This window comes from Marinobacter albus, from assembly GCF_030238305.1.
In the GTDB taxonomy this organism is placed as follows: domain Bacteria; phylum Pseudomonadota; class Gammaproteobacteria; order Pseudomonadales; family Oleiphilaceae; genus Marinobacter; species Marinobacter albus.
The window spans coordinates 52,147-73,205 of the sequence record NZ_JASSQD010000003.1 but is presented as its reverse complement, the minus strand read 5'-3'; the positions used below and the strand labels follow the sequence as shown (position 1 = coordinate 73,205).

Sequence of the window (21,059 nt, the reverse complement as noted above, 5' to 3'; positions counted from 1 at the left end):
ATCGCCGGATTATCACAAAATGTGACAATGTATTCAGTATCGTTATGTAGACTTGCGTAAACGGATGGCGGGTTTTCCATCCTCGTCATCAAGCGTTTGTCGGCAGGCAGGGAAATTACTGCAGCCCCAGAACCAGCCTTTTTTTCCTTTTCTTCGGACCAGCGGTGAAAAACAGTGGGGGCAGGGGATCGGTTTCTGGCCGGTGCCATCCGCCGGAGCCGTATCCTCGATGGGTCTCGTGCCTGTGCAATCCGGGTACCGGGTGCAGGCGTGGAAGCGTCCGAACTTGCCGTCCCTTTCGGTCATGGGCGCCCGGCATTTCGGGCAATGCACCTGCCCCGGCTGAGCGTCTCCCGGTTCATCGGCGACACGGTCGCCCTGAGGGCGATTAATGAAATCCCGGACTTCCTGTTTCAGCGTGTCCAGGAAGGCGCGGGGGTCGCCCTCGCCGCGCCGGATGCTTTCCAGTGTTGCCTCCCAGACCGCGGTACGGTCCGGTTTGCTGACGGATTCGGGCAGGGCGCTGATCAGCGCCTTTCCCTTGTCAGTGGCCCGGATGTGCCGGCTGTCCCGGTACAGGTATTCCCTTTTGAACAGCGTGTCGATAATCGCGGCGCGGGTGGCTTCGGTGCCGAGCCCGTCGGTCTCCCGAAGCGTCTTGCGCAACTCGGGATCGCTGACGAAGCGGGCAATGTTGGTCATCGCCGAGAGCAGGGTGGCGTCGGTGAAGTGCTGCGGCGGCTGGGTTTTCCGTTCAGCAATAGAGCAGTCGTCGCACAGCACCGGTTCGCCCCGTTCCAGTCTTGGGAGCGGCGCTTTCTGGGGATCGCTTCTGCCTTCCCGCAGCTTCAGTTCCAGGGCCTTCCAGCCAGGCGTCAGGATGGCGGTCTCGGTGGCCCGGAACTTGTGTTCCGCCACTCGCACCGTAAGGCGGCCTTCCCGGTGCACGGCATCGGCCGCGAACTGCATCAGGTAGTGACGGCTGATCAGGTCGTAGATTTTCTCTTCGGCCGGTGTCAGCTTGCCATTCGGAGCCGGCCGGCTGGTTGGAATGATGGCGTGGTGGGCGTCTACCCGTTTGTCGTTCCAGGCGGCGGTTCGACGCTCAAGATCTGCCGCGCTGCAGGCGTCAGCGAGGTTTGGCGCAACCCGGGCAATCGCCCGTACCACCTGTTCCCGCTGACCGTAGTGGCCTTCCGGAAGGTACCGGCAGTCTGAACGTGGGTAGGTGATCAGTTGGTGCCGTTCGTACAGATTCTGCGCCGTATCCAGAACCTCTTTGGCGCCCATGCGAAATAGCCGCCCGGCCTCAATCTGAAGCACCGAGAGTGACAAAGGTAAAGGCGGTGGTTCCGGGCGGTCGCGAAACCGGGACTCGACGATCGTTCCGGGGCGTCCGTTGGTGTCGGCGGCGATCTGCTCTGCCGTTGCCCTGTCGAGCAAGCGGTTTTCCTCATCAAGGTGATCGCGGAACTGTTCGTCTGGCAGCCAGCGCGCGGTGAACGGGGTTTGGTCCGCTTCCTCTTCCTGTGCTGTGAAGCGCGCCTCAATGCGAAAAAAGGGCCTGGGGTCAAAGTTCGCGATGGTGTTGTCACGCTCCACCACGAGACCCAGAACCGGCGTCTGCACCCGGCCGACGGAATAGACGCCCTGTTCGCCCTGCTGCTGGTAGGTCAGGGTATAGAAGCGTGTCAGGTTAATGCCGTACAGCCAGTCGGCGCGTTGGCGAGCGAGAGCCGAGTGGGACAGCCGGCGGAATTCACGGTTGTCCTTCGGGGTCTGAACGGCCTTCGCCACTGCGGCAGGTGTCAGATCGTTGATCAGTATTCGCTGAACCGGCGCTTTTGCGCCGAAGTACCTGAGTACCTCGTCCACCAGCAGTTGCCCCTCCCGGTCGGGATCCCCTGCGTGGACAATGGTTTCGGCCTGACGTATCAGGGACTCAAGCACCTTCAGTTGCTGGCGCACGCTGTCCTTGGGCATTACCTGCCATTGCTCCGGGAACATGGGTAAATGTTCCTGGCGCCATTTCTTCCAGGCGGGGTTGTAGCGAGCCGGTTCGGCGGGCTCCAGCAAGTGGCCAATACACCAACTGACGGTGGCAGCGTCGTCGCCTTTGCCGCAACGGATCCAGCCCTGGCCTTTCTGATAGGGGCCGGGCAGGGCGGCGGCAATGGCGCGGCCGAGGCTTGGTTTTTCGGCAATATAGAGGTGCATGGTTCTGGGCGCGATTGGGTCGGGATGGGAATGTGGCTGTTTGGTTCTTTGCTGTCAAGGTTCGGGCGGCTGGCGGTTTGTGTAGTAGACTGCAGGAAAGAAAGCATTCGCAGAAGGATTGAGTAATGAAGGTCCAGAACACCATCGAGACGAAGCTCAACGGGGCTTTTGACGTCCGTTTTTTGCAGGTCGAGAACGAGAGCCACAAACACAGCGTGCCGCCGAATTCGGAGACGCACTTCAAGGTCACCCTGGTGTCCCCGGATTTTGAGGGCCAGATGAAAGTCAGGCGGCATCAGGCCATTTACAGTGTCCTGGCCGATGAGCTCGCGGGCGAGGTCCATGCTCTGGCCCTGCACCTGTACTCGCCGAAGGAATGGGAGGCAACGGGTCAGGCCGCCCCCGAGTCACCGAACTGCATGGGTGGCTCGAAGAACGACCCGGCCATGGCTGGGTCTGTGAGTCGGGGAGAGGGCTCATGAGCCAGTTTTTTCAGATTCACCCGGAAACGCCGCAGAAGAGACTGATCAACCAGGCGGTGGATATTCTCCGGCGCGGCGGCGTGATTGTGTATCCCACGGATTCGGCGTATGCCATTGGCTGCCATCTGGGGGACAAGCAGGCGGCGGATCGCATCAAGCGAATACGGCGCCTGGACGACAAACACAACTTTACCCTCGTATGCCGGGACCTTTCCGATATCGGCGTATACGCCAAGGTGGATAACACCCAGTACCGGTTGCTGAAGAACTTCACCCCCGGGCCTTACACGTTCATTCTGGACGCCACCAGCGAAGTGCCACGCCGGCTGCTGCACCCCAAGCGGCGCTCGGTGGGCGTCCGTGTTCCGGACAACGCCATCGTTCAGGAGCTGCTGGGTGAGCTGGGGGAGCCGATCATGAGCAGTACGCTGATCCTGCCCGGTGAAACCGAACCGATGACCGATCCCTACGAAATCCGGGAAACCCTGGAACACGAACTGGATCTGATCATCGATGGTGGCTTCTGTGGAATGGAGGCGACGACGGTTGTGGATTTCACCGGCGAGGCCCCGGTGGTGACACGGGTCGGCAAGGGCGATCCCGCACCCTTCAATGTGTGATGGGAAAGGCGGGTAAGGTTCAGGCCCTGGCGTTCAGGTTGAACGCATAGCCCCGGCTATTACCTGCCGCTTCCATTTTCTCGGCACTGGCGGAGCGGCGCAGGGTGTCGTATCGATGAACCAGGTCCTGAAGGCCGTTGAACTGCTGGTTCTCGCTTATGAGTGTGTCCAGTAGCGGATTGTTTACCCCGTAGGCCTGATTAAGCTTCAAGGCGTTGTCCATGAAATGCAGCGTCGGCTCATTGACGCTCAGTCGGCTGAAGGCGTCCTTGAAGTTCCTGTTAATGTTCAGGTCATTCTCGATGAGCGTCTTCGACTCCTCGGTGATCTGGCCGCTTACCTGGATTTTTCCACTTTCACCCCGGTTCACGTTGAGTGCGGTGTTAGGCGCGAGGCTGTACTCGGCAAGCTTGTGCCGCAGTGTTTCCCGCACAAAGGCAAGATCCTGCCCCACTGACTGCTTGTAGTCCGCCATCGCAAGTTTGCGGGACTTCAGGTTGGCCAGGTCTTTCCCGTCGTCGCCGGAGGGTGTGAAACGGTCATCACCCGGCCCGCCGACAGGTTGCGGGGCCGGGCTGTCAGCCTTGGCGGGCCCGCCCTGCGCAGCACTGTCGGATGTCGGGCGTTTTTCCATCGCCTGTTGAAACTGGCTGCTTGCCCGAATCAGGGATGTCAGTAGTGACATGGCTCTGTGTCCTCTCTTGGCAACGGGTGCGTTTGCCGGAAAATCATCGTCTGCCTTGTGCTATGCACGTTTCGGGCCATTCCCATAGGGGCAGCAGGCCGGGCGGTATGTGCCGGGAGTTACCTCAGATCTGATCTGCGTCAGTAAAAAAATGGCGCGTTTCTATAGAGTCCGGTGTCGATTCGCTGTCGTCGACCGACGTCAAACGCGACAGTTAACTCGATCTTTGTGTGCCTTTCTGCCGGACTGCCATGACAAAACAACACTCCATCCGTTTTCTGTTACTCGCCGCGTTGGCGGCGGCCTTCTCCCTGGTTCTGGTGCTGACGGTTCTCTACAACGCTCAGGCCCAACGCGAGCATATGGAGGAATTCAGCCACCAGTACGTGGATGGCCTCGCCAAATCCTATTTCGATGGTCTCAATACCATGATGGTAACGGGCACTATCGCCAACCGGGATTTGTTGCGCGAGAAGGTGATGGCGCCCGACGAAGTCCTGGATATCCGGGTTGTTCGCAGTGACCATTTAAACCGGATGTTCGGCAAAGGAACCGCCGCCGAGCAGAAGCGCGATGCGCTGGACCGGCAGGCGCTGGCTGGTGAGCGGGTGGAATCCTATTCCAGCAACGCAGATGGCCGTGTCTACACGCTGGTTGAGCCGGTGGTTGCCAGTGAGAATTACCAGGGCGTGAATTGCCTCGGATGCCATCAGGCTGAGGAAGGGCAGGTGCTTGGGGCCATCCGGGTGGATTATTCACTGGCGGCAACCGATGCCCGTCTGCACCAGCAGCTGTTGGCCAGCGGTGGTATCCAGGCCGTGATTTTTGCAGCGGTGTTTTTCCTGACCGCGTTCGTCCTCGGCCGATTGGTGTTTTCACGTTTGCGACGGCTTCATGACCGGATGGACGAGATATCCCGCAATTCTGACCTGACCGTCGAACTTGAGGTCGGCCGAAACGATGAGATCGGGTCGGTGTCCCGCGCCTTTAACCGGATGATGGCGAAAATCCGCGAGAGTATGAACACGGTAATGGACAATGCCGAGCAGGTGGAGCGGGCGGCTCGCGGCATAGCGGAAAAATCCGGAACCACAGAACGGGAAGTGCTCGCACAGCGGGATAACACCGACCAGGTTGCCAGTGCCACCACCGAAATGGCTGCATCCGCGGTTCAGGTCCGTGAAAATGCCATTCACACTACCCGGAAATCGGCCGACACCGCTGCTTCCGCCAGTGCCGGCGAACAACTGGCGCGCAATGCGGTTGAGGGCATTGAGGTACTGAACAACGAGGTTCAGGCAGGGGCCAGGCGAATCGAGCAACTGGACCAACGCACCAGTCAGATGTCGGACATGCTGGAGGTGATTTCCAATATTGCCGACCAGACCAATCTGCTCGCTCTGAACGCTGCCATTGAGGCAGCACGTGCAGGTGAACAGGGGCGCGGATTCTCGGTAGTTGCCGATGAGGTTCGGGCACTGGCATCCCGCACCCAGGATTCCACCGAGGAAATCCGCAACACCATCACCGGCCTGAAAAGTGAGGTGGTGGACTGTGTGGCCACCATGAGCCACGCCTCGGAGATGGCGGAGCATCAGGTGCAGGCCATTCTCAGGGTGGAGTCCGAGCTGCAGACCATCGCCCTGGCGGTGCGCCAGATAACCGATCTGAACCAGGAAATGGAGAGCGCAGCCGACGAGCAGAGCGACGTTTCCGAGTCGATCAATCACAACGTGATTGAGATAAGCCGCTCTGCCGAGCAAACCTCCCGGGATGCCCAGGAAACCTCTCGCATCGCCGGGGATCTGCTAGGTATGGCGGAGACCCTCCGTGCGACCATCGCGCAGTTCCGGTTAGCGCAGGGTTAGCCTCGGTGGTCCGAGACAAACGGGTTGGTGGCCCGCTCCTTTCCAAACGTGGACATGGGGCCGTGCCCGGGGATAAAGGCGACATCGTCGCCCAAAGGGAACAGCTTTTCCCGAATCGACCGTATCAGAGTGGCGTGGTCGCCCTTCGGGAAATCGGTCCGGCCAATGGAGCCATGGAAAAGGACATCGCCAACCAGGGCCAACCTCGACGACTGGTGGAAAAACACCACATGCCCCGGGGTGTGTCCGGGGCAATGCAGTACTTGCAGGGTTTGTTCTCCGACGGTTACCTCCTCACCATCGTTCAGCCAGCGATCAGGGGTGAAGGTCTCCGGGGTCGGGAAACCGAACATCTGAGCCTGCTGGGGTAGACCTGCAATCCAGAACTGGTCCTCCCGCTGAGGACCCTCGATCGGAACAGCCAGCTCCCGCGCCAGTTCCGCAGTGCCCCCGGCGTGGTCAATGTGGGCATGGGTGAGCAGGATCTTTTCGACGGTAACGGCTTCCTCGCTCACGGCAGCGCGAATCCGGTCCAGATCCCCGCCGGGATCGACCACCGCGGCTTTCCGGGTTGTTTCGCACCAGATCAGCGAGCAGTTCTGCTGAAACGGAGTAACCGGGATGATGCGGTATTTCATGGCAGGCGTTACCTCTGTCAGATCAATTTGGCGCAGTAGTCTACGATAATTCGTCATAGCTGAAACCCGGATGACGGCTATCCGAGGCATAGACAGGATGTGACACAGCCCTCAATTTTAACGCCATCACGGGTAGATAGTGAGGTCCTGGACTGGCAATTGTTCGATTAGACGGTAGCTTATAGGTACATAAATCATTCGCCCCGGGAATATTTTCCGGGGCGGTAATGCCGGGTGGTCGCATGGTCCGGATGCGATCAAGGTGTATCCCGAAAAGGAGCAGTAAAAAATGGACATGGCAGGCGTGAAGTACTTCTCAATGGCAGTGGCAACGGTTCTTATCACGGGCTGTGGCGGAGGAGGTGGTGGTGGATCGGCGAGTTCGCCAACCCAACTGTCCCTCGACACTCAGGGTTACGGCGATAAAAAGGCTTCGTTGCGGGTTCAGGGTGATTTCCAGGACGCAACGGCGGCCTACTCGGACATCAATGGCGTGGTTTCGCTTGTCGAGGATGTTGAGGTTTCCCTCCAGGCACCTTCCGGTGGCACGGCGGTCGCTACGGCGGCTGCTGAGCCGGAGTACAGCTGCGCAAACGCGGATGGCGTGGTGAATGTTCAGCAGACAGTGGGTTCGACCAGTGAAAGCTATGTGTTTACGTTCAGTAACTGCCAGGTGCAGACGTTCAGCCATGGCTTGCTTCTGCTGAATGGCGAATACCGTACCGATGTGACGGCTTCCAGCAGCGGTTCCTCAGCTACCGTTGTGGAGCGGATCGACATTTCCGGGCAGAAGCTGGATTCCGGTGAGGCGCTTGCGATCCTCGGCAGCCAGACGTCGACAATTAGCGTTACCAATGAGTCCGATTACACCGTAACCACGGTATCGCCATCGATGGAGTACCGGCTGGGCAGCGAATACGTCGCAACGCGGGATTCCGAATTCAAGGTAGTCCAGTCCGGTGACGTCATCACACTTTCCATGACAGCCGATCTGGTGAGCTCTGCCCTTGCGGGCTATGTCTCGTACTCCACACCGATCCCCTTAGAGGTGGTGTTGACGGAAGATTGCCCTACCCGGGGACACATTCTTCTGGAAGGGGATGGCACCGTTGAAGCGCGCTACGGGCAGAGCACCGCCCGGGGCTTCGGGCTGGAAGTGCTGGTCAATGGCAGTGAAGTTTCCTACCAGGACACTTGCGGCACGGCGCTGCCGCTCTGAACCGGAAGCGCTCACAGTAGGGAAGGTTAACGGGCAGGGGCATCATGGTGCACAAGGTGACGAATCCTCAGAACCCGTCGTTCGGTGTGTATCCTGAAGTTGCGAAACCTGCGCAGTTCGCTCGGGTGCGAAACGAGGTAGCGTCTACTTACTCCGTGAGCGGCTGCGAGAGAATCCACAGGCTCAGTACGGTCAGGCCGACCATGGCAATTGTCATTGGGATCTGCGAGAGGGCCGCGCGCCGCTTGTCTTTGAACAGCAGGATTGCCCGCCGGTGGGCGACCAGGACCGAAAGCGCGTGCCCCGCGATCAGTGCCGTGAAGGCTATCCACCAGACCTGCTTGGCCCCGATGATGCTGATGTCGATGGACCAGTTCCGCGTGCCGAATACGTCCCATCCCAGGCCGAACGGGTCGGACGCGGCGGGAAAGATCAGCTGTCCCGCGATCAGGAGGTACGAGATGTAGTGCGACAGGTGGTAGGCGACCGCGATAGGAAGGAGGGTTCCGACGAACTCGCGCGCGAGTTGACTGATCGTGAGCCCGCCACCGGCCAACGCCTGCATCAGCACAATCAAAAGCCAGTAGGCTCCGTAGAAACCGGCTATGGTGGTGAAGAGGCCGATGGTGCGTATCACCTGGATCAAATCGGCGCCCTGGGCACGCAGCCAGAGTAGCTGCGGGCGCAGCGATTGCGAGCCGCTCACGAAATCCAGCACTGCGGCCCAGACGGGCGTCTCGGACAAGCCGTCAAAGAGTACAATCCCGATGAGCGCGGTGATCAGCGCCACCTCGCCACGTACAGGCTCGGTCCTCTGCAGGAGGCCCTCGCCCGGCGGACGCAAGCGCAAGGCTGTGCGGCTGGCCACACAGATAGGTGCAAGTCGGGCGAGCACCGCGAAAATGCGGCTCAGTGGGTCGACCACACAGAACCACTCTTTTCCGTAGGCGAGTCCGCCGAGGAGCGCGACCAAGATATAGGCAATCACCAGCAGGCCCACCGCATACGGCTCTTCTGACCAGTCTGATACCAGCTCAATCCAGGCAAGTGCCAGCAGTCCTGTCGGTGCAAGCAAGCCGGCAGCCGACGGCGGTTTGGCCGAACTGCTTCCCCATGGCCGTCCGGCCACCCTCGCCAGGAGCGCCGCCAGCCTGCGGAATGGGTCGACCTGCGGCCAGAGGCAGACCACCAAGGCCGAAAAAAGCACAAATCCTACCCACCAGATCACCCACACCCCGACGGTAGCGAGGTTGCGGACGGCCTCCTGTGGGCCGGAGAAGGCTGCACCTAGGAGGATGGCAAGCCCAAGCACGCCGAAAATGCCGAGAACCGTCGAAAGCACATGGCCAACTCTGGCGGGTATCGGGATGTCCAGATGTACAGGACGTGCCCGCCCGGCGCGCAGGAAGAACAGTGCGCCGAGAAACGAAGCTGCCACCGCCATCCCCGCAGCGGCAAGATACAGGCCGAGCGGCAGCGGCAGGTCGTAGCGCGCGCCAAATGCATGGGCCAGGGTCCGCGACGCAGCAAGAAACGTCACCGCCGCTACCGCAGGCCGCCATCGCGTCATTCAGGCCGAACTTCAATGTAGGCGAGTGCCCTGTCGTTGGTCATTCCGGACAGATCGTATCCGTGCAAATGCAGTTTGGCGCTTGTTATCGTCACCTGGAGTTTCTTCGAACGCATCGCCACCTCCGGGAGGTTTGGCGCAGCGCCGTCGGTCCGGCGCCGCGCCAACCGCCTAGTGTCCGGCTAGGTGGTTCCACTCAGGCAGGAGCGTGAGTGAGTTCGGGTTGAACCCGGCATTCTTGAGGGTGTCCATTGAAGCGACCACCTTGCCGCTCTCCAGATCCACCACCGAGACCGAGCCGTCGCTCATGTCCGGCAGATTGATGAACGAGTTCTGGACGAACCCGTACCTGAAGTCAGACGTGAATCCGACGTGGTGCGCGCCGTCGGCTGTGACGATCTGCTGCAGGAGCTTAGGCTTCGTCGGGCCTTCCGAAATGTCGAAGATATGCAGGTGACCGGGCTTCATCGCCGTCGTAACGTACATGCGATCCGGATCGCTGCCATCGTTGAAGTAGATTTCGAGCGGCACACTGGCGCCATGCTCCGCGAAGTTGAAGATCGTCTCGCGATCAAAGTTCTGTGCGTCCGCATTCCAGACCAGCGCTTCCAGCGTATGCCCGAACATATTGGTCACAATCGCAGTCGCCGGCTCGGCACCGGGCACGAAGAACACCTCGACAGGCGCGACCTTGGAGGGCGATTCGGCGTTCGACATCTTGATCTTGCCGAGCGGTACCAGGTCGGAGGCACGCACCACTGAGATGAACTCGTCCGGGGCGGTCAGGTCCGGCGTGATGGTCGAGGTTACCAGGATGCGGTCAATTGCGCTGTTGACGGCGAGGCCGTGCGGGTAGGTGTCCGTCAACTCGATCTCGCCCACTACTTCGTCGCTTGCGACCTCACCGACAATTACCTTGCCGGAGCCCATGCAGGTCAGATACCAGCGCTCATTCGCTTCGTCCAGGATGACGTCCTCCGCAACGTTGCAGGGTGGCGTTTCGATCGTGGAGAGGCGGTAGGGGTTCTTCGTGAGATCGAGAACCTGAAGCGCCGGCTGTTGCAGGCCGGTGATGTAGGCTTTGGTCATGGTGCGGTCGTAGAAAATGTGGTGCGCTACCGTCGCCGGGTCGATCGGGATGTCGGACAGGATGTTACCGAAATTTGGGCTTTCCGGATCAACATCGATGATCGCCAGGCCTTCGCGCCTAGGAATGTCACCCGATAACTTGAGATTCTTGAGTTGGTCGGCCGGCTTGCTCTCGTAATTCATTATGGCCAGGATTTCAGCGGTGGCCGGGCCGATGGAAAGGAATGCTGCCACGGCAGCGAACGTCCAGGGAATTGCATTTTTCATGGGATGCCCTCCTCAGTGGGGCGCGACGAGCCTTGGCATAACCTTAGGCAGTCTTAGATAAAGGTATAGCACCCGTTGGCCGAGAACGCACAGCTTTCAAGCGCTCTTTGATCACGGAAAAACAGAGCCGGCCCGGTCTTTTGTCATTTACGGAGATACTGGAAAACTGAGGGGTTTGACGGCGATGTCAATTCAAACGCAGGCTCTTCTACCGGCTAACCAAAGGTAGTCATCTCAGCTCTTCACCAAGGTAATCAAGCAACATGCGCACCTTGGGAGACAGGTGTCTGTTATGCGGATATAGGGCCCAGATGCCGTCATCCGGTTCGCGGAGGTGGTCCAACAGCGAGACCAGTTGACCGGTTTCGATATAGCGCAAAACATAGTAATCCGGCAGTTGGACGATCCCGATGCCTTTCAGTGCAGCATCGACAAGCGCGCGCCCACTGTTACAACCGAGGTTGCCCTTAACCTTGATGTTGCGCTCTTTACCCTGTTCCTGAAAACGCCAATAGCCCAGAGTTCCTTGCAGGCAGTTATGCTGCGTCAGCTCTGACAGCGAATGGGGCACTCCGTGGGCCGAGAGGTAGTCGGGTGATGCGCAGACATACTGGGTGCGTAAAGCGAGTCGCCTCGCCATCATCGTCGAGTCATTCAGCTTGCCCAGGCGGATGGCCAGATCATAGCCCTCGTCGACGAGATCCAGTGTCTGGTTGGTGAGGTGCAACCTGACATCCAGTTCCGGGTATTTCGCCGCGAAGTTGTTTATCAAAGGGGAGATTGTGCTCTCACCGTAAGTGACCGGCGCAGTAATTTTCAGTTTTCCGGTCGGCGTGCTCTGCAGATTGGTGATGGCGCGCTCGGCCTCCTCCAACCCGTCCAATACCTGCCGGCAGTGTTGGTAGTAGATATTGCCCACCTCCGTCACCGACACCCTGCGTGTGGTGCGATAGAACAACTTGGCCGAAAGCCGGTTCTCCAGTGCGCTGACCTGTCTACTAACCTGGGCAGTTGATATGCCCAGCCGTTTGCCTGCTGCAGTAAAGCTTTCCGCCTCTGCGACCGCAACAAATTCACTGACGCCTTCCCAATTGAACATTTCTACCACCACACACCGGAGCTAGAGATAGGCACGGCATATCTTCCGATAAAATAGGCAACGCCCGCCGTGCGCCAGGCGACTGTGCCGGGGCTGCATTATTACCACATGGCAAAAGTCATTTTATATTCTAACGGATTATCATTTCTGTGGGCATGGATACTATGGTTTCCGACCAAATGGCGGCACGAGCGCTGCACGAACTCACTGACAAAGGTAGGAAAAATCTTCATGACCGAGATGATCAAATCCAGAGCCGCCGTAGCCTGGGGCCCCGGCCAGCCCCTGTCCATCGAAGAAGTGGACGTGATGCCGCCGAAGGCCGGTGAAGTGCTGGTCCGCATCGTGGCTACCGGTGTCTGTCACACTGACGCCTTCACTCTTTCCGGTGATGATCCCGAAGGCATCTTTCCTGCCATTCTGGGCCATGAAGGCGGTGGCATCGTCGAGCAGGTGGGTGAAGGTGTCACCAGCGTGCAGGTGGGTGATCATGTGATTCCTCTGTACACCGCCGAGTGCGGCGAGTGTAAGTTCTGTACCTCCGGTAAGACCAACCTGTGTCAGGCGGTACGTGAAACTCAGGGTAAGGGACTGATGCCGGACGGCACCACCCGCTTTTACAAAGACGGTAAGCCCATCCATCACTACATGGGATGCTCAACCTTCTCCGAATACACCGTGCTGCCTGAGATTTCCCTCGCCAAGGTCAATAAGGAAGCACCGCTGGAAGAAGTCTGCCTGCTGGGCTGTGGTGTCACCACTGGCATGGGTGCTGTGATGAACACCGCCAAGGTCGAGAAGGGCGCCACCGTGGCCATCTTTGGCCTGGGCGGTATCGGCCTGTCTGCCATCATTGGTGCGACCATGGCCAAGGCCAGCCGCATCATCGGCATCGACATCAACGAGAGCAAGTTCGAGCTCGCCCGCCAGTTGGGAGCAACCGATTGCATCAATCCGAAAGACTACGACAAACCGATTCAGGAAGTGATTGTCGAGCTGACCGACGGTGGTGTGGACTATTCCTTCGAGTGCATCGGCAACGTGGATGTCATGCGTTCCGCCCTCGAGTGCTGCCATAAGGGCTGGGGTGAGTCCGTCATCATCGGTGTTGCCGGCGCCGGTCAGGAAATCTCTACACGCCCGTTCCAGCTTGTGACCGGTCGGGTCTGGAAAGGCTCCGCCTTTGGCGGTGTCAAGGGTCGTTCCGAGCTTCCAGGTATTGTCGAACGTTATCTGCAGGGTGAGTTCAAGCTCAACGACTTCATCACCCATACCATGGGCCTGGACGATATCAATGAGGCGTTCGAACTGATGCACGAAGGCAAGAGCATCCGCAGCGTCATCCACTTCGATAAATAATCACCATCACAGCCCTACGTGCTTGCTGGCAGCATTTGGGGCTGTGAGAAATGGCTTTCAGAGCTGACCTGTACCGATGAAAACTTCATGCAGAAAGCTGGTGCGCTGCGGGTCGCCTTGCGTAACCCGGAGCAGTATCGTTCAGTTAGATGATAAAGATTACGGGCGATTCAGCAGCTGGTGGCAATGAGCTGAGGTTTTGCGCCAACCGGATCCTCATTGAGGCAAACCGTTCTCGGGGGCTGTCTCGATCCTATTGAATTCTTGCCTGATTCTCCGCGCTAAACGGAAAACAGGTGAAAGCGGGTATGGTAATGAGGTTGAATCAGGATACCCCACAGTATGTTGAGCTAATGCACGACCGGGGTGCAACTGTCAGAGTTGGAGGTCAGAAACAAATGGGCAGCATAAAACCGTCTGAAGCCTCAAAAATGGTTCGCGGAGAGGACAGGGGGGTGATCGGACTGGCCAGGAAGATTGACCTTTTAACGGCCGACAGTAACCGACTCGATACGGAAGTGCAGGGGCTGAGCCTCCATCGTTGGGAACACCCCACCGAGCCTACCAGTTACATGCTTGCGCCAAGCATTTGTCTGATCGGGCAGGGTCGGAAGCAAGTGGTTGTGGGCGAAGATGCGTTCGTCTATGACGCCAGCCATTGCCTGATCACTTCAATTGACCTTCCGGTCGTATCGCGAATTCTGGAAGCAAGCCCCGAGAGTCCATACCTGGGGCTGACAATGGAGATCGACCTGCGAACACTCTCCCAGCTTGTGTTGGAACACCCCGCACCCGTGGGGCGCTCCAGCGCAAATTCTCTCGGTATTGCCGTCAGTGGCGTCACCGGGCACCTGTTTGACGCCTTTAATCGATTGCTCGATCTGCTCAGTCATCCCGAAGATATTGGTGCTTTGGCGCCATTGATCCAGCGTGAAATTTTCTACCGTTTACTGATGGGTGAACAGGGCCCCAGGCTTCGCCAGATAGCAGCTTCCGGTCAACACGGCTATCGGGTTGTTCGCACCATAGAGTGGTTGAAACAACACTACAGTAAAGCTATGAAAATCGAGGACATGGCAAGCAGGGCGGGGTTGAGTGTCTCCGCCTTTCATCACCACTTCCGGGCGATGACTTCCATGACGCCCCTGCAGTTTCAGAAGCGGATGCGCCTGAGTGAGGCTCGGCGACTGATGCTGACAGAACACCTGGACGCTTCAAGAGCGGCATTCGAGGTCGGTTACGAGAGTCCGTCACAGTTCAGCCGCGAATACAGTCGAATGTTTGGTGCCCCACCGATGCAAGACATCCGGAGACTGGTGCAGCAATCTGCCTAGTCGAATTCACGTAAAAGGTTAGTAGGAATAGCGCGCTGATGGGTTTGCAAATTGCGTGCATGGGTCGGCAACCCGCAAAAAATCATTAAGGAGAGAACAATGGCTAGTCTGACGATCAATGGACGCCAGCATGAGCTGGACGTTCCTGACAACATGCCCCTGCTTTGGGTCATTCGCGATGTTGTCGGGATGAAGGGTACCAAGTTCGGTTGTGGTATGGCTCAGTGCGGGGCCTGCACAGTCCACATCGACGGCGTCGCAACACGTTCATGCGTGACCCCCGTGTCCGCCGTGACGGGGGAAGTCAAAACCATTGAGGCCATGGCCGACGATCCGGTCGGTAAAAAAGTACAGCAAGCCTGGTTGGACCTCGGCGTGGCCCAATGTGGCTATTGTCAGGGTGGTCAGATCATGAATGCGACCGGGCTGCTAAAAAACAATCCGGAGCCGAATACTCAGGAAATTATAGACGCCATGGCCGGTAACCTGTGTCGCTGTGGGACCTACAACCGCATTCTTGCCGCCATTGAGCGCGCTGCTGGTACGGAGGTGAACTCATGAGCCGCTCAGATAGATTGATGCTTGCCAATGTCAGCCGTCGGGGGCTTTTGAGGGGTATGGCCGGAGCCTCCGCACTTCTGCTCGCGGCTCGATGGGATACCGGCTTTGCCAATGAACAGGCTCAGTTCGGCGCGGGCGCTATGCCCGGTGGGTGGATCGACAATCCCAATGTGTTTATCCAAATCGACGCCGACGGCATCGTCACCTTCATCAACAACCGCGCTGAAATGGGTCAGGGCATTCGCACTAGTCTGGCCATGGTAGCTGCCGACGAACTGGGTGCGGATTGGGGCCATGTTCGCGTTGAGCAGGCGCCTGCAGATCAAGACAAGTATGGCAACCAGAACACAGATGGTTCCCGCAGTATGCGCCACTGGTATGAACCCATTCGACGTTCTGGCGCTGCCGCCAGGCTCATGCTGGAGCGAGCGGCGGCCGATCAGTGGGGCGTGCCGGTGTTGGAAGTCCGCACCGATGTTCACAAGGTGGTTCATTCGGCCACGGGCCGGGAACTGGGTTTTGGAGAACTTGCAGAAGCCGCGCGAGAGCTGGACGTTCCAAGCAGGAATGGACTGATTCTGAAGTCAGAAAATGAGCTGCGTTTCGTCGGCAAGGAGTCAGGCCTGGTCAATGGCAAGCTGATGTCCGCACACCCCAAAGCCCTCGATGGTGAGGACATTGTTTCGGGCAAAGCGGTGTTTGGTGCTGATGTAGATCTTGAGGGCGTTCTCTATGCTGTGATCGCGCGGCCACCGGTCTATGGTGCGGAGATAACGAGCGTTGAAGACAGCGATGCGCTCAAGGTTCCCGGTGTTCAGAAGGTTATCCGGATTGAAACGGCGAACCAGCCTGCAGCCTTCAATCCCCTGGGCGGTGTTGCGGTGGTGGCGTCGAACACCTGGGCGGCGATGGAAGGTCGCAGGGCGCTGAAGATTGAATGGGACCTGGCGGCGGCGGGAGATAATGCCAAATACACTTCAGCGGACTACAAGGCGTCGCTGGAAGAAGCTGCGCAATCCCCCGGTAAGGTCATCCGGCAAACCGGGGATGTCGACTCAGCCCTGAACGATGCCGCAAAAACGGTCTCAGCTACCTATTACATGCCGCACATGGCACAAGCCCCGATGGAGCCGCCAGTGGCGGTCGTTCGGGTCAAGGATGGCGCGGTGGAAGCGTGGGCGCCGGTGCAGAATCCCAAGGCAACTCGCGACGGGATTGCCGGGATACTTGAGATGGACGCGGAGAATGTGACGGTCCATCAAACCCTGCTCGGTGGCGGTTTTGGGCGTAAGTCCAAACCTGATTTTGTCAGCGAAGCCGCCCGGATTGCGAAAGAGTTCGAAGGAACTCCCATCAAACTGCAATGGACCCGGGAAGATGATGTCCAGCATGCCTATTTCCACGCCGTGTCGGTCGATCACCTGAAAGCAGGCCTGGATAGCGAGGGCAATGCAACTGGCTGGCTTCATCGAACACTCTCCCCCAGTATCGCATCGCTGTTTGCACCGGACCCGAAACATAAGGGCGAGTTCGAGTTGGGCATGGGCTTCAACACCATGCCGTTCAGTATCCCGTCGATTCGTCTGGAAAACCCGCCGGCACCGGCCCATGTCCGGATCGGTTGGTTCCGTTCGGTCTACAACCTGCCTCATGCCTGGGCCATTCAGAGCTTTGCCCATGAAATGGCGGAAGCAGCAGGTAAGGATCACCGGGATTATGCGCTGGATCTGCTTGGGCCGGATCGGGAAGTGCACAACCTGACCGTCGGGGATGGCTGGAATTACGGGGAGGATCCGGATCTGTACCCGATCGACACGGCTCGCATGCGGCGCGTCATTGAACGCGCTACCGAGGAAGCGGGCTGGGGCCGCGACACTCCAAAGGGACGGGGCCTGGGCCTGGCCTTTCATCACAGCTTTGTGTCCTACACCGCCATCGTTTTTGACGTGGAGGTGGACGACGCCGGCGAACTCACCATTCATCGGGCGGACATTGCCTTCGATTGTGGGCCCCAGGCCAACCCGGAGCGCATCCGCGCGCAGATGGAGGGCGCATGCGTTATGGGTATCGGTGTTGCTCTGAAGAGCGAGGTGACGTTCCAGGATGGCGTGGCCCAGCAGGGCAACTTTGACAAGTACCTGATCCCGCGTATGCCGGACGTCCCGAAAGTGGTTCGGGTTCACCTGATCGACAACCCGGACGATGCCATGGGCGGTGTTGGCGAACCCGGACTGCCGCCGGTGGCGCCGGCCCTTTGCAACGCAATCTATGCCGCCACTGGAAAACGTATCCGCCGCCTTCCGGTCGGCGACCAGCTGAGCGGATGACCATGCAAAGCCTGGATTATCGGGTCGTAAAGCAGGCCCTGGAATGGCTGGAGGATGGCAGGACGGTGTGGTTGTGTACCGTCCTGTCGACCTTTGGCTCCTCGCCCCGCGAACCGGGGTCGCTCATGGTCGCCACTGCTGAGGGGGAGCATGTCGGATCCTTGTCCGGTGGGTGTGTTGAGGAGGATTTTCTTGCCCGCCTGGCCGCCGGTGACTATGAGTTGCCGGCAGTTATGGTGCGCTATGGCGATCCCGAAGATGCACCTGCAAACCCCCGGATTCGGCTGCCATGCGGTGGCATTCTCCACGTGCTGGTTGAGCGGATGGTCGCCAATGACGGGAACAGAGACCACTGCGGGCAGATTCTTGAAGCGATGAGGTCCGGTGAAAAGGCGCTTGTCCGTCAGGTGAGGCTCACGGATGGCGTGAGGTCGCTTGAAAATGCTCGGCCCACAGGCCCACGGGTGGTCGTTGATGAGCGTGAAGAAACGGTGTGCATTCGTGTAGGCGCGATTTCCAGACTCATCCTGGCCGGCTATTCAACCGTCGCAGAGGCGTGCGCCAGTCTCGCAATGAGTCTCGGCTATCAGGTGGTTCTTTGCGATCCGCGGGAGGAGGTGACTGCCAACGCTCAACTACCCGAAGGGATTGCCTTCGAGCCAGTTTTACCCTCCATGTATATCAGTGCCGAGGGCGCCTGTACGTCCTCCACAGCCGTGGTTGCGACAACCCATGATCCGAAAATTGATGATCTTGCGATGATGGCGGCGGTGAAAACCCCCGCGACCTACATTGGTGTCATGGGCTCGATGAAAACCTCCCGGGCTCGGGCCGAGCGCCTGAGTCGCACTGGAGGGCTCAGCCAGGACGAGATCAACCGAATCCGTATGCCAATCGGCCTTCGACTGGGCAGCAAGACCCCTGCGGAAATTGCACTGGCAATCATGGCCGACATTGTCCGCGTAAGACGCGGCCGTGATCTGGATGAGCTGTGACTTGACAGCGTGGCCCCCGGAGGAACGACCAATGAGATTTTCATCGAAGGCTTCGAAAATCCAGCGGGGCTTCCTCCTGCTTGTCGGCATCTTTTACTCAGGGATGGTTTCCGCCGGCGACAGTGAGCGCACTGATCGCTGAGCGACGCGATTGGTCCGCCCGGCAGGACGCAGTGGCTGAAGCAAGGGAAAAGGCCCAGTAGGTTAAGGAAGAGGGCGTTGACCCGGCTGCGCTGGATGCGGCTGCAGCGAAGGGATTCGGCAATGCGCTATTCGAATATGATGATGACGAAAAATCCCAACTTGATGGTTGAGAATTTCAAAGCAGAAGTTGTAATCGTCTCGACCGTCGTTCATCTTCTGAAATTTTCCGATTGCCATACCCTATGCTGTCGAAGGCAATGAAGCATTCTTTGGGTGCGTTTCGCTTTCGGTCTCTCTGTGATTCAGGAAATAATGATACAGCGCCGCCTTGATCAGGGTTTTTCTAGAATTAACAGCCTTAAAAGAGAAAAAACCAACAATTAGCGCGGTTACCAAGATTCCTCTCCCTGATAGCGCACAGTGTACCTTCGAGATGCTCTGTACTGATCTGGTATCAGGGGCCAAGCAAGTCCTGGGTGTAACTGGTGACTTCTGACCCCCTGAATCCGCCTCGGCTTAGCGAAAACCGAAGAAGGAGAGAATTGCTAGAACGATTACGACTGCACCAACCATATAAACGATATTGTTCATAAGTGATGACCTTTCCTAGAAACTGTAAATTTGGTTGCGCCGCGTTCCCTGCGACGGATGATGCAACTCCTTGTATAGGCAGATCCATCGCCACATCGGGGTTTAGATTGAGGTATCAGCGTTGCCGGGTCTGTACGCTGGCCCACATAGCGCAGGAAAAAATGCTGGTGGGTTTGGTCTGGTAGTTGAAATGCCGCCTGCAAAACAAGCCTGCAGGCAGCCAAATCAGAGTTAGGTGGGGGGTATATCAATGCTTGCGGATTTGTTCGAAGTCCTTGATTTGCTTGTCCGCTTCGTCTCTGGTGACGCCATAAGCCTGCTGAATCTCGCCCGCCAGCTGTTCACGCCGGCCAGCAATCTCATCGAGGCGCTCATCCGTTAGCTTACCCCATTGCTCTTTCACCTTGCCCTTCAGTTCTTTCCAGTTGCCTTCGATGGTGTCCTTGTTCATTTCAGCTCCTTTGGCCCTCTGGCCAGATAATAGGTTCATCGAACGGCGGCCCATTTCCAGACAGAACCATGTGCCACCGTCGTTTCATCGTGCGTTGAAACCGGGTCACGGTCTGTGCGTTCGCAAACACAGACGTGTTCAAGTGGGATAGCGTACAGAGGCCGATCTGCTTTTCAGGCAAATTAGTTCCCAGGAACAAGCTTTTGGAACCTGTCTGAGCCCGAGGTAGTCATTTTGAGTAACGCTGTCTGGTTTGTCGCGATCGGAGCCCTGCTGATTCTTATGGGGACGCGCCCGCCGGTGCTTCAGCGTCTGAATCTGACACCGTCCATGGTCTATTTGAGTGTGGGCGTGCTTCTGGGCCCGTTGATTTTTGGTGTCTTTCATTTTAACCCGCTGAAACAGGCACATCTGCTGGAACTGTTTGCCGAGCTCGCGGTGTTGTTATCGTTGTTTATTGCTGGCACCAAGATGCCGGTGCCCTTCATATGGAACGCATGGCGCGTACCTTTGCGCCTGGCATTCATCTCCATGACCCTCAGTGTCGCGTTGACGGCAGCCTTTGGTTACTACGTGCTAGGACTTCCCGCGGGGGCGGCGATTGCGCTGGGCGGCATACTGGCACCCACCGATCCGGTACTGGCAACGGAAGTTCAGGTCCGGCACATGGGCGATACCGACCCCCTTCGGTTTACTCTGACGAGTGAAGCTGGCATGAACGATGGCAGCGCGTTTCCGTTCGTCATATTAGGGCTTTTGTTGCTCGGTGCGCCGGTCAGCAACGAATTGCTTATAACGTGGGGGCTTAATGAGGTTTTGTGGTCAACGGCCTCGGCGATTGTGGTTGGGCTTTTGGCGGGAAGGCTGCTGGCTCAGTGTGTGCGGGGGCAGCGATGTCTCGAGAAACAGGCCCCGTTGTTGGATGACTTCCTTGGCCTTGGATTGATTGGCCTGACCTACGGGGTCTGCCTGCTGATCGATGCCTGGGGGTTTTTGGGCGTGTTTGTCGCTGCCATTTCGCTGCGGCAATCCGAAATGACGCTGGCCCAGTCCGAAAAGCCTGGCCAAGACACGGAGACAGCGGCGGACTCTTTCGATCAGCCGCATGAAACCATCCGACATCTTCCTACCGGGGTATCGAAAGGCTCGTTGATGTTCAAGGAATCTCTTGAACGCTTGTCCGAACTGGTATTGGTGGTGTTGCTGGGTGGCACGTTGTTCTACGACTCCTGGAGTTTCCGGGCCGTTGGTCTCGGGTTATTCCTGTTTGTGATTGTTCGGCCGGTCAGTGTATTTCTTGGTTTAATCGGCTCCGGGGCACCTTGGCGGCTGCAGATGCTGGTGGGCTGGTTCGGGGTTCGGGGAATCGGTTCTGTCTACTACCTGATGTTCGCCGTTGTCTTCGGCCTGCCGGAAGAATTGGCCCTGGAGCTGATCCATCTCACGCTGGTGGTCGTGGTGCTTTCGATCATCATTCACGGGCTGACCGTCAAACCGATGATGACGCGGTGGTGGGGCCCCTGAAACTCTTTCGTCTCCCTGT

Annotated in this window: 17 protein-coding genes; 10 read left to right on the top strand and 7 right to left on the bottom strand. The window is 58.2% G+C overall.

Annotation, left to right across the window (positions count from 1 at the left end; genetic code table 11):
- Positions 1 to 42 precede the first annotated feature (42 nt).
- Positions 43 to 2,217, bottom strand: a complete 2,175-nt coding sequence (locus QQF73_RS15220; protein ID WP_285368712.1) for a DNA topoisomerase III — start codon at positions 2,215 to 2,217, stop codon at positions 43 to 45.
- A gap of 125 nt (positions 2,218 to 2,342) precedes the next feature.
- Here QQF73_RS15220 and QQF73_RS15215 point away from each other — a divergent pair, with 125 nt between their 5' ends.
- Positions 2,343 to 2,699 carry a BolA family protein gene (locus QQF73_RS15215; protein ID WP_219868206.1) on the top strand — a complete coding sequence of 119 codons (357 nt, stop codon included), beginning with the start codon at positions 2,343 to 2,345 and terminating at the stop codon, positions 2,697 to 2,699.
- Complete coding sequence (locus QQF73_RS15210) at positions 2,696 to 3,319, top strand: L-threonylcarbamoyladenylate synthase (protein ID WP_219868205.1); 624 nt, start codon at positions 2,696 to 2,698, stop codon at positions 3,317 to 3,319. Before QQF73_RS15215 ends, QQF73_RS15210 begins: the two co-directional genes overlap by 4 nt.
- 19 nt (positions 3,320 to 3,338) lie before the next feature.
- Here the strand turns inward: QQF73_RS15210 and QQF73_RS15205 are convergent, their stop codons facing one another.
- A complete protein-coding gene (locus tag QQF73_RS15205) occupies positions 3,339 to 4,004 on the bottom strand; it encodes a hypothetical protein (RefSeq protein WP_219868204.1) in 666 nt (221 codons plus the stop codon).
- Positions 4,005 to 4,255: 251 nt separating this feature from the next.
- Between QQF73_RS15205 and QQF73_RS15200 the strand changes: the two genes are divergently transcribed.
- Entirely contained in the window at positions 4,256 to 5,872 is a 1,617-nt protein-coding gene (locus tag QQF73_RS15200; RefSeq protein WP_285368710.1) for a methyl-accepting chemotaxis protein, read from the top strand.
- On the opposite strand, the gene QQF73_RS15195 is transcribed toward QQF73_RS15200, so the two are convergent.
- Complete coding sequence (locus QQF73_RS15195) at positions 5,869 to 6,510, bottom strand: MBL fold metallo-hydrolase (RefSeq protein ID WP_219868202.1); 642 nt, start codon at positions 6,508 to 6,510, stop codon at positions 5,869 to 5,871. The two genes, QQF73_RS15200 and QQF73_RS15195, sit on opposite strands and share 4 nt — an antisense overlap.
- Before the next feature lie 289 nt (positions 6,511 to 6,799).
- Between QQF73_RS15195 and QQF73_RS15190 the strand changes: the two genes are divergently transcribed.
- A complete protein-coding gene (locus QQF73_RS15190; protein WP_285368709.1) occupies positions 6,800 to 7,729 on the top strand; it encodes a hypothetical protein in 930 nt (309 codons plus the stop codon).
- A 148-nt stretch (positions 7,730 to 7,877) separates the two neighbouring features.
- On the opposite strand, the gene QQF73_RS15185 is transcribed toward QQF73_RS15190, so the two are convergent.
- The 3 genes from QQF73_RS15185 to QQF73_RS15175 all read right to left on the bottom strand — a co-directional run bounded on the left by QQF73_RS15185 (position 7,878) and on the right by QQF73_RS15175 (position 11,754).
- Positions 7,878 to 9,269, bottom strand: coding sequence for a hypothetical protein (locus QQF73_RS15185; RefSeq protein ID WP_219868200.1), 1,392 nt, complete (start codon positions 9,267 to 9,269; stop codon positions 7,878 to 7,880).
- Between the two features lie 201 nt (positions 9,270 to 9,470).
- Positions 9,471 to 10,655, bottom strand: coding sequence for a YncE family protein (locus QQF73_RS15180; protein WP_285368707.1), 1,185 nt, complete (start codon positions 10,653 to 10,655; stop codon positions 9,471 to 9,473).
- Positions 10,656 to 10,884: 229 nt separating this feature from the next.
- Complete coding sequence (locus QQF73_RS15175) at positions 10,885 to 11,754, bottom strand: LysR family transcriptional regulator (protein WP_219868198.1); 870 nt, start codon at positions 11,752 to 11,754, stop codon at positions 10,885 to 10,887.
- Positions 11,755 to 11,994: 240 nt separating this feature from the next.
- On the opposite strand from QQF73_RS15175, the gene QQF73_RS15170 reads away from it, so the two are divergent.
- The 5 genes from QQF73_RS15170 to QQF73_RS15150 all read left to right on the top strand — a co-directional run bounded on the left by QQF73_RS15170 (position 11,995) and on the right by QQF73_RS15150 (position 18,330).
- On the top strand, positions 11,995 to 13,113 hold the full coding sequence (locus QQF73_RS15170; protein WP_228743587.1) for an S-(hydroxymethyl)glutathione dehydrogenase/class III alcohol dehydrogenase: 1,119 nt from the start codon (positions 11,995 to 11,997) through the stop codon (positions 13,111 to 13,113).
- A gap of 398 nt (positions 13,114 to 13,511) precedes the next feature.
- Positions 13,512 to 14,447 carry an AraC family transcriptional regulator gene (locus tag QQF73_RS15165; protein WP_285368706.1) on the top strand — a complete coding sequence of 312 codons (936 nt, stop codon included), beginning with the start codon at positions 13,512 to 13,514 and terminating at the stop codon, positions 14,445 to 14,447.
- 99 nt (positions 14,448 to 14,546) lie between these two features.
- A complete protein-coding gene (locus tag QQF73_RS15160) occupies positions 14,547 to 15,008 on the top strand; it encodes a (2Fe-2S)-binding protein (protein ID WP_219868197.1) in 462 nt (153 codons plus the stop codon).
- Complete coding sequence (locus tag QQF73_RS15155) at positions 15,005 to 17,335, top strand: xanthine dehydrogenase family protein molybdopterin-binding subunit (RefSeq protein ID WP_219868196.1); 2,331 nt, start codon at positions 15,005 to 15,007, stop codon at positions 17,333 to 17,335. The genes QQF73_RS15160 and QQF73_RS15155 overlap by 4 nt, the downstream gene beginning before the upstream one ends.
- Before the next feature lie 2 nt (positions 17,336 to 17,337).
- Positions 17,338 to 18,330 (top strand): XdhC family protein, encoded by a 993-nt coding sequence (locus tag QQF73_RS15150; protein ID WP_219868664.1) that lies wholly within the window; start codon positions 17,338 to 17,340, stop codon positions 18,328 to 18,330.
- A 982-nt stretch (positions 18,331 to 19,312) separates the two neighbouring features.
- Here the strand turns inward: QQF73_RS15150 and QQF73_RS15145 are convergent.
- A complete protein-coding gene (locus QQF73_RS15145) occupies positions 19,313 to 19,516 on the bottom strand; it encodes a CsbD family protein (protein WP_219868195.1) in 204 nt (67 codons plus the stop codon).
- Between the two features lie 234 nt (positions 19,517 to 19,750).
- On the opposite strand from QQF73_RS15145, the gene QQF73_RS15140 reads away from it, so the two are divergent.
- On the top strand, positions 19,751 to 21,040 hold the full coding sequence (locus QQF73_RS15140) for a cation:proton antiporter (RefSeq protein ID WP_219868194.1): 1,290 nt from the start codon (positions 19,751 to 19,753) through the stop codon (positions 21,038 to 21,040).
- The last annotated feature ends 19 nt before the right edge of the window (positions 21,041 to 21,059 follow it).

What these genes read in the sequence shown, in the direction of transcription:
- QQF73_RS15220 (WP_285368712.1), bottom strand. Translation starts at nt 2,217, where the DNA reads ATGCACCTCTATATTGCCGAAAAACCAAGCCTCGGCCGCGCCATTGCC.
- QQF73_RS15215 (WP_219868206.1), top strand. Translation starts at nt 2,343, where the DNA reads ATGAAGGTCCAGAACACCATCGAGACGAAGCTCAACGGGGCTTTTGAC.
- QQF73_RS15210 (WP_219868205.1), top strand. Translation starts at nt 2,696, where the DNA reads ATGAGCCAGTTTTTTCAGATTCACCCGGAAACGCCGCAGAAGAGACTG.
- QQF73_RS15205 (WP_219868204.1), bottom strand. Translation starts at nt 4,004, where the DNA reads ATGTCACTACTGACATCCCTGATTCGGGCAAGCAGCCAGTTTCAACAG.
- QQF73_RS15200 (WP_285368710.1), top strand. Translation starts at nt 4,256, where the DNA reads ATGACAAAACAACACTCCATCCGTTTTCTGTTACTCGCCGCGTTGGCG.
- QQF73_RS15195 (WP_219868202.1), bottom strand. Translation starts at nt 6,510, where the DNA reads ATGAAATACCGCATCATCCCGGTTACTCCGTTTCAGCAGAACTGCTCG.
- QQF73_RS15190 (WP_285368709.1), top strand. Translation starts at nt 6,800, where the DNA reads ATGGACATGGCAGGCGTGAAGTACTTCTCAATGGCAGTGGCAACGGTT.
- QQF73_RS15180 (WP_285368707.1), bottom strand. Translation starts at nt 10,655, where the DNA reads ATGAAAAATGCAATTCCCTGGACGTTCGCTGCCGTGGCAGCATTCCTT.
- QQF73_RS15175 (WP_219868198.1), bottom strand. Translation starts at nt 11,754, where the DNA reads ATGTTCAATTGGGAAGGCGTCAGTGAATTTGTTGCGGTCGCAGAGGCG.
- QQF73_RS15170 (WP_228743587.1), top strand. Translation starts at nt 11,995, where the DNA reads ATGATCAAATCCAGAGCCGCCGTAGCCTGGGGCCCCGGCCAGCCCCTG.
- QQF73_RS15165 (WP_285368706.1), top strand. Translation starts at nt 13,512, where the DNA reads ATGGGCAGCATAAAACCGTCTGAAGCCTCAAAAATGGTTCGCGGAGAG.
- QQF73_RS15160 (WP_219868197.1), top strand. Translation starts at nt 14,547, where the DNA reads ATGGCTAGTCTGACGATCAATGGACGCCAGCATGAGCTGGACGTTCCT.
- QQF73_RS15155 (WP_219868196.1), top strand. Translation starts at nt 15,005, where the DNA reads ATGAGCCGCTCAGATAGATTGATGCTTGCCAATGTCAGCCGTCGGGGG.
- QQF73_RS15150 (WP_219868664.1), top strand. Translation starts at nt 17,338, where the DNA reads ATGCAAAGCCTGGATTATCGGGTCGTAAAGCAGGCCCTGGAATGGCTG.
- QQF73_RS15145 (WP_219868195.1), bottom strand. Translation starts at nt 19,516, where the DNA reads ATGAACAAGGACACCATCGAAGGCAACTGGAAAGAACTGAAGGGCAAG.